We start from the raw sequence: 7,084 nt of genomic DNA, 5'->3' as shown, positions 1-7,084 counted from the left end.
CAGCGTGTGCATGTCCTTGCGGATGCCGGGGTCGAGCGCGCCGAAGGGCTCGTCGAGCAGCAGCACGCTCGGGCGTGTGATGAGCGCCTGCGCAATCGCCAGGCGCTGCTGCATGCCGCCGGAGAGCTGGCTCGGGTACTTGTGCAGCGCGTGGCCGAGGCCCACACGCTCGAGCAGGCGGGCCGCCTCGTCGCGCGCGGCCCGCTTGCGCTTGCCGAAGAGGCGGCCAAGCAGCGGCGCCTGCGGCAGCTCCAGGCCGATGGCCACGTTGTCGAGCACGCTCAGGTGCGGCAGCACCGAGTAGCGTTGGAAGACGACGCCACGGCTCGCATCGGGCTCGCTGCGCAAGGGCGCACCACGCAGCAGCAGCTCGCCCTTGGTCGGCCGCTCCTGGCCCAGCAGCAGGCGCAGGAAGGTCGACTTGCCGCAGCCCGAGGCGCCCACCAGCGTGCAGAACTCGCCCTCCTCTACCGTGAGGTTGAGACGCTCCAGCACCACGTGCCCGTCATACGCCTGCCAGACGTTGCGGATCTGAAGGTACGGCGCGGCGCTCACGCCTTCTCCCCCATCGACCACGGAAAGCACCACTGGTTGAGTCTTCGCAGCAGGTAGTCGCTGCCCCAGGCGAGCAGCGTGATCCACACCACGTAGGGCAGGATCACGTCCATCGCCATGTAGCGGCGCACGAGGAAGATGCGGTAGCCGAGCCCGCTGGTGGCCGAGATGGCCTCGGCGCAGATCAGGAAGAGCCACGCCGAGCCCAGCATCAGCCGCAACGACACCAGGAGGCGCGACAGCAACTGCGGCAGCACCACCCGCAACACCAGCGTCCAGCTGTTGGCGCCGAGCGTCTGGGCCTTCACCAGCACCTCGCGCGGGATCTCGCGGGCGCGCTGCTCCAGGTCGCGCGCCAGCACCGGCGTGATGCCAATGACGATCAGCATCACCTTCGACAACTCGTCCAACCCGAAGACGATGAAGAGGATGGGCAGGATCGCCACCGGCGGCACCATCGACAGCAGCGTGAGCAGCGGCGAGAGCGGCGCGCGCAGCAGCGGGAAGGTGCCCGCCGCGATGCCCAGGCACAGCCCGGCAAGCGCCGCGATGCCGAGGCCCAGGCCCAGCCGCACGAGGCTGGCCGCGGTGTCGGTCCACAGCAGGTAGTCGCCCGTGCGTTCGTCTTGCGTGAAGGCCATGCGGTCGATGGCCTCGGCCATCTGCGTGGCGCTGGGCAGCAGCTTGTCCTCGGGGTTGTCGGCCAGGCGCAGGGCCGAGCCCGTCGCATAGGCCGCGAGGATCAGGATCAGCGGCAGCAGCGCGAGCAGCCAGCGGCCGCCGTGCCCGGGTTGGCGGTTGACGAAGCGCATCTGGATCGCCCTGCGGATCAGAGCTTGCCGTCGGCGGCCAGGCGCAGGTAGGTGTCGTCGAAGCGCAGCTTGGTGTTCTTCGCGTTGCCGTTGACCGCACCGCCCGGGAAGGCGACGCCGATCGCGTCGGCGCTCTTTGCGCCCTCACCCAGCAGGTTCTTGTCGAACGAGAACTTCGAGACACGCTTCATCGTCTCGGCGAGCTTGGGGCTCGTGACGAAGGTGACAGCCTCGGCCGGCGTGAACATCAGCGCCGTGGTCTTCAACTGCGACTGGTAGTCGGCGAGCGTGGTGCCCGAGGCCTTGGCCATGTGCGTGAGCGCGGGCACGTTGCCCGCCTTCATCAGCGCCATCACCTCGAACCAGGCGCCGGTGAGGGCCTTGCCGAGCGCGGGGTTGTCTTTGAGTGTGGCGGTGTTGACCACCATCAGGTCGATGATCTCGCCCGGCACCTGGCTGGAGTCGAACACCTTGACCGCGCCCGGGGTCGCCGCGATGGTGGCGAGCTGCGGGTTCCAGGTCACGGCGGCCGTCACCTTGGGCGTGGCGAAGGCGCCGGCGATGTCGGCATCCGAGGTGTTCACGACCTTCACGTCACGCTCGCGCAGGCCGGCCTGGTCGAGGCCGCGCGCCAGCAGGTAGTGCGAGACCGAGAACTGCACCAGGTGCACGTTCTGGCCCTTCAGGTCCTTCAGCGTCTTGCCCTTGCCCTTCAGCACGATGCCGTCGTTGCCGTTGGAGTAGCTGCCGGGGACGAGCGCCGTGCTGTCGACACCGCCGGCGGCGGGGATGGTCAGCGCATCCATGTTGGTCATGGTGCAGCCGTCGAACTGGCCCGCGGTGTACTGGTTGATCGACTCGACGTAGTCGTTGATCTGCGTGACCTTGATGGTGATGCCGTACTTCTTGGCCCACTTGTCGACGATGCCTTGCGCACCGGCGTATTCCCACGGCATCCAGCCGGCGTAGATGGTCCAGCAGACGTTGAACTGGGTCTTGGGGGCGGCGTGTGCGCCCGGGCTGATGAGGCCTGCCAGGCCGATGACGAGGGCACTCAGAAGTTGGCGCGAGAACATGACGACACTCCGGTTGGGTTGGACGGACGGCGGGAGCAGCGTCACACCACCACTGGTGTTGCTCTCCCGGGCTTTTGTCCCGCCGTGTAACCCCGATCGAGGTCGCCAGCTCTCGGACCAGTCACCCGCGTTGTCGTGAGACCGCGCGGGCCGGAACCCTAGCCAGCCATTTGAGGTACTGCAGCATGCAGCTGCTCCCGGAGCAGACCGCTAGCAATACCCATACCCGGGCGCTGGCGGCGCCCCGCAGGCTGTGACGCACCCTTTCGCACCAACATCGGGCTCCGTGACGTGGCATGCGCGGTTCAGGTGCATCCAAGCCGCTCGGGCACAGGCCGCTCGCCCCTAGGGCACACTGCGCCGCATGAAAACCTCCCTGCGCCTCGGGCTCGTGCTCGTGTGCGGCCTGGCCGCCGCCGCTTGGGCCAGCAGCGGCCGCTGCGACTCGCCCTACGCCGCCTCGCCACAGTTCAGCGCCTGCCTCTTCGCCAACCCGCCCAACCCGCAGACGCCGCCCGGCGCCAGCAGCTGGAAGATCTGGTCGCGCTTTCTCTTCGCCGACAAGGTCGGCACGGTGCCGGTCGATCCGATCCCCGTGCGCCCGTTGACGCGCGCGCAGCTCGACGCGCTCGATGCGCAGGCCAACCACCTCGTGCGGCTCGGCCATTCGTCGCACCTGCTCAAGCTGCGCGGCAAGTACTGGCTGATCGACCCGGTGTTCGGCGAACGGGTGTCGCCGCTCGGCTTCATCGGCCCCAAGCGCTTCCACGCGCCGCCGCTCACGCTGCAGGAGCTGCCGCCGATCGAGGGGCTACTTCTCTCGCACGACCACTACGACCACCTCGACGTGCCCACCATCGAGTACCTGGCCACGAAGGTGCAGCGCTACTTCGTGCCGCTCGGCGTGAAGGCGCGCCTGCTCGAGATGGGCGTGCCCGCCGAGCGCGTGCAGGAGTTCGACTGGTGGCAGGCCGCCACGCACGACGGCGTGCAGCTCACCGCCACACCCTCGCAGCATTTCTCGGGGCGCACGCTCACCGACCGCAACACCACGCTGTGGGCCTCGTGGGTCATCCAGAGCGGCGAACAGCGTCTTTTCTACAGCGGCGACTCCGGCTACTTCCCCGGCTTCCGCCAGATCGGCGAACGCTTCGGCGGCTTCGACCTCGCGCTGATGGAAAACGGCGCCTACGACGCCTACTGGCCCGCCGTGCACATGACGCCCGAGGAGGCCGTGCAGGCCTTCCAGGACCTGCGCGCCAAGGTGCTGTACTCGGTGCACAACAGTACCTTCGACCTCGCCTTCCACACCTGGCAGGACCCACTCAACCGCCTGGCCGACCTGTCGGCCGCGAAGGGCCTCGAGCTCGCCACGCCCGAGATCGGCGAGGTGATGACCGTGGGCCAGCCGCGAGTCAACCAGCGCTGGTGGGCGGGGCTGAAGTAGGCAGGCTCAGGACACCCTGAACACGCTCACCGCGTCGGCCAGGCGACGCGCCTGCTCGCTCAGCGTCTCGGCGGCGGCGGCACTCTCTTCCACCAACGCGGCGTTCTGCTGCGTCACCTTGTCCATGTCGGCGATGGCGGTGTTGACCTGGCCGATGCCCGAGCTCTGCTCCACCGCGGCCGAGCTGATCTCGCCGATGAGGTCGGTGACGCGCCGCACCTGCTGCACGATCTCGCCCATCGCCGAGCCGGCGTCCTGCACGAGACGGCTGCCGCTGTCGACCGTCTCCACCGAATCGGAAATCATGCTCTTGATCTCGCGAGCCGCCTCCGCGCTGCGCTGAGCGAGGCTGCGCACCTCGCCGGCCACCACCGCGAAACCACGACCCTGCTCGCCGGCGCGCGCGGCTTCCACCGCGGCGTTCAACGCGAGGATGTTGGTCTGGAAGGCGATGCCGTCGATCACGCCGATGATCTCGGCGATCTTCTTGCTGGAGTTGCTGATGCGCTCCATCGTGGTGACCACGCGGCCCACCACCTCGCCGCCCTTGGCCGCCGCGTCGCTCGCGCTGGTGGCGAGCTGCGAGGCCTGGCGGGCGTTGTCGGCACTGTTTCGCACGGTGCTGGTCAGCTCTTCCATCGAAGCGGCGGTCTGCTGCAGGTTCGAGGACTGCTGCTCGGTGCGCGAACTCAGGTCCTGGTTGCCGGTGGCGATCTGCGTGCTGGCCGTCGACACGTTGTCCACGCCAGCCCGGATGGTCGAGACGATCTCGCGCAGGCTGCCGGCCATGGTTTTCATGGCGAACATGAGGCTCGTCGAATCGCCCGGCGCCACGTGGATGGGCGTGTCGAGCTGGCCCTGCGCGATGCGCTTGGCCACCTCGGCCGCCTCGCTCGGCTCGCCGCCGAGTTGACCCAGCACCGAGCGTGCGAGCAAAAGGCCCAGCCCGCCCGCCACCAGCAGCGACAGCAGCAGCCCGCCGATCAGCACGGTGTTCATGCGGGCCCGCGTGGCCTCGGCTGCCGCCGCCCGGCTCTCGAGCAGCGCCTTCTCGGCGCCCGCAAACTCCGCGTTCAGCGCACGAAAACCGTCCATCGCGGCCTTGTCGCGGCCCTTGGCGAACTCGAGCAGGAAGTGGTCGATCAACACCGCGCCGGCCTTCACGTCGCGGCGCATCTTGATGAGCTCGTCGACCACCGCCACGAACTCGTCGCGGCGGGTCTTCATCGCATCGAGCCGCTTCTGCTGCTCGGCGTTGTCGGCGGTGAGCTTCTTGACCTCGTCCCACGCCTTGGCGAAGGTCTCCTGCCCCTCCTTCCAGGGGGCGAGGAAGGCGTCTTCGCCCGACAGCATGTAGCCGCGCGCGCCGGTTTCCATGTTGACCATCGCTGAGAGCGTCTGGTCGCCCAGGCCCAGCACCTTGTAGGTGTGGGTGTTCCAGCGGTCGGCCTCGGCGAGGCTGCGGGTGCTGAAGAAGGCCACCGCCACCACCAGCACGAAGATGCCGATGATCGAGGCGAAGACACATGCCAAGCGCTTGCCCAGCCGCATGTTGTTAAAAGTTTCCATGACTGTCCAAGAGGGTTGCAACAACGGATGCCGCAGCAGCGGCACCGCCCCACAACACTTCTCGGCAGGTCGGGCTCGATCTTGAGCGGCCGAGATGTGCCCCAAGCGGCACTTTTCCGCGCGCGGCGGGCGGCTCAGCCGGCGGCGGCAGGCGCTTCAGGGTGCCGTGCGTTCCACGCACGCAGCGCCTGGCGGTATTGGTCCATCGCCATGTCGTGCAGGTCGAAGATGCACGGCTCGCAGCCGTTGCCGCAGCACTGGTCGAAATCGGGCGGCACCGGCGGCTCGGGTTTCGGATCGGGGTTCGGCGCGTCTGGAGAACTCATGCGCGGGATTGTCCCGCAGCACCCGCGCTAACCTCGCGCGATGGATTCGCTCATCGCTGCATCAGCCCGCTCGCTCGCCGCCGGTGACGCGCTCAGCGCGCTCAAGCGCATCAGCCTGCGCGACGACCCACCCGCGCTCGCCTTGCGCGGCATCGCGATGGCGCAACTCGGCGAATTGCCGCGCGCGCGTGAGCTGCTGCGCCGGGCCGGGCGTGCCTTCGGCAAGCATGAAACGCTGGCCCGCGCGCGCTGCGTGGTGGCCGAAGCCGAGGTGGCGCTCGCGATGCGCGAGCTGGGCGATTCGCCGCGCACCCTGCAGACGGCCCTCGCGAGCCTCGAAGCGCATGCCGACCATGCGAACGCATTGCAGGCACGCCTCATCGCCGCGCGGCACCAGCTGCTGCTCGGCCGCCTCGGTGCCGCGGCCGACACGCTGCGCCAGCTTGACGGGCGCGCGCTTGCGCCGCCGCTGCGCGCGGTGGCCGAGCTGGTGTCGGCCGAGATCGCGCTGCGTTCGCTGCACACCCGCGATGCGCAGGCCGCACTTGCCCGGGCGCAGGCCGCCGCCGAGCGGGCCGGCATCGTGGCGCTGGCGGGCGAGGTCAAGGCGGCACGCTCGGCCCTGGAGCAGCCGGCGGCGCGTCAACTGCACCCCGACGGCGAACGCCCCCTGCGCCTGGATGAAGTGGAGGCGCTCTTCGATTCCGGCGCGCTGGTGCTCGACGCCTGCCGCCACGGCCTGCGCGCCGGCGAGGCGTGGCTGCCGCTGGCGCGCCGACCGGTGCTCTTTGCGCTGGCCCGTGCGCTCGCCGAAGCCTGGCCGCACGACGTGCCGCGCGACACGCTGATCGAGCGCGCCTTCCGCACCCGCCAGCCCGACGAGACACACCGCGCGCGCCTGCGGGTGGAGATCGGTCGGCTGCGCAAGCTCGCCGTGCACGTCGCGCGCATCGAGGCCACCGCGCGCGGCTTCGCGCTCGCCCCGCTCGACGCGCGGCCGCTGGCCGTGCTGGTGCCGCCCATCGACGGCGAGCAGGCCTCGCTGCAGGCACTGCTCACCGACGGCGCGGCCTGGTCGACCTCGGCGCTCGCGCTGGCGATGGACACCAGCCAGCGCACCGTGCAGCGCGCACTCGCCGAGCTCGAAGCCCAGGGCCGTGTGCGCGCCATCGGCCGGGCCCGCGCGCAACGCTGGCTCGCCACGCCCATCGCCGGATTCACGACGATCTTGTTACTCCCCTCAACGCTTCCGCTCACGTAGATTTGCTCCATCGCGCAGCCCCACGCAGGAGACGACAC

The 7,084-nt window shown here is 69.5% G+C and carries 7 protein-coding genes; 2 read left to right on the top strand and 5 right to left on the bottom strand.

The window, feature by feature from the left end:
• From KF892_24685 to KF892_24675, 3 genes are all read right to left on the bottom strand, one after another.
• Positions 1-555: ATP-binding cassette domain-containing protein (locus KF892_24685; protein MBX3628231.1), on the bottom strand; the 555-nt coding region annotated here is incomplete at its 3' end.
• Complete coding sequence (locus tag KF892_24680) at positions 552-1,367, bottom strand: ABC transporter permease subunit (protein MBX3628230.1); 816 nt, start codon at positions 1,365-1,367, stop codon at positions 552-554. The genes KF892_24685 and KF892_24680, both read right to left, overlap by 4 nt.
• Positions 1,368-1,384: 17 nt before the next feature.
• The gene (locus tag KF892_24675; protein MBX3628229.1) at positions 1,385-2,443 is read right to left on the bottom strand and encodes a putative urea ABC transporter substrate-binding protein; all 1,059 of its coding nucleotides are present in this window, start codon (positions 2,441-2,443) and stop codon (positions 1,385-1,387) included.
• Between the two features lie 364 nt (positions 2,444-2,807).
• Between KF892_24675 and KF892_24670 the strand changes: the two genes are divergently transcribed.
• Positions 2,808-3,890, top strand: coding sequence for an MBL fold metallo-hydrolase (locus KF892_24670; GenBank protein MBX3628228.1), 1,083 nt, complete (start codon positions 2,808-2,810; stop codon positions 3,888-3,890).
• A 6-nt stretch (positions 3,891-3,896) separates the two neighbouring features.
• On the opposite strand, the gene KF892_24665 is transcribed toward KF892_24670, so the two are convergent.
• Positions 3,897-5,441, bottom strand: a complete 1,545-nt coding sequence (locus KF892_24665) for a CHASE3 domain-containing protein (GenBank protein ID MBX3628227.1) — start codon at positions 5,439-5,441, stop codon at positions 3,897-3,899.
• 152 nt (positions 5,442-5,593) lie between these two features.
• Complete coding sequence (locus KF892_24660) at positions 5,594-5,785, bottom strand: hypothetical protein (protein ID MBX3628226.1); 192 nt, start codon at positions 5,783-5,785, stop codon at positions 5,594-5,596.
• 40 nt (positions 5,786-5,825) lie between these two features.
• Between KF892_24660 and KF892_24655 the strand changes: the two genes are divergently transcribed.
• Entirely contained in the window at positions 5,826-7,046 is a 1,221-nt protein-coding gene (locus KF892_24655) for a helix-turn-helix domain-containing protein (GenBank protein ID MBX3628225.1), read from the top strand.
• The last annotated feature ends 38 nt before the right edge of the window (positions 7,047-7,084 follow it).

The organism is Rhizobacter sp. (assembly GCA_019635355.1).
GTDB lineage: Bacteria > Pseudomonadota > Gammaproteobacteria > Burkholderiales > Burkholderiaceae_C > Rhizobacter.
This window is presented reverse-complemented; position numbering and strand designations above follow the sequence as displayed.

Coding starts and splice junctions, on each gene's coding strand:
- KF892_24670 (MBX3628228.1), top strand. CDS start 2,808: ATGAAAACCTCCCTGCGCCTCGGGCTCGTGCTCGTGTGCGGCCTGGCC.
- KF892_24655 (MBX3628225.1), top strand. CDS start 5,826: ATGGATTCGCTCATCGCTGCATCAGCCCGCTCGCTCGCCGCCGGTGAC.
- KF892_24660 (MBX3628226.1), bottom strand. CDS start 5,785: ATGAGTTCTCCAGACGCGCCGAACCCCGATCCGAAACCCGAGCCGCCG.
- KF892_24665 (MBX3628227.1), bottom strand. CDS start 5,441: ATGCGGCTGGGCAAGCGCTTGGCATGTGTCTTCGCCTCGATCATCGGC.
- KF892_24675 (MBX3628229.1), bottom strand. CDS start 2,443: ATGTTCTCGCGCCAACTTCTGAGTGCCCTCGTCATCGGCCTGGCAGGC.
- KF892_24680 (MBX3628230.1), bottom strand. CDS start 1,367: ATGCGCTTCGTCAACCGCCAACCCGGGCACGGCGGCCGCTGGCTGCTC.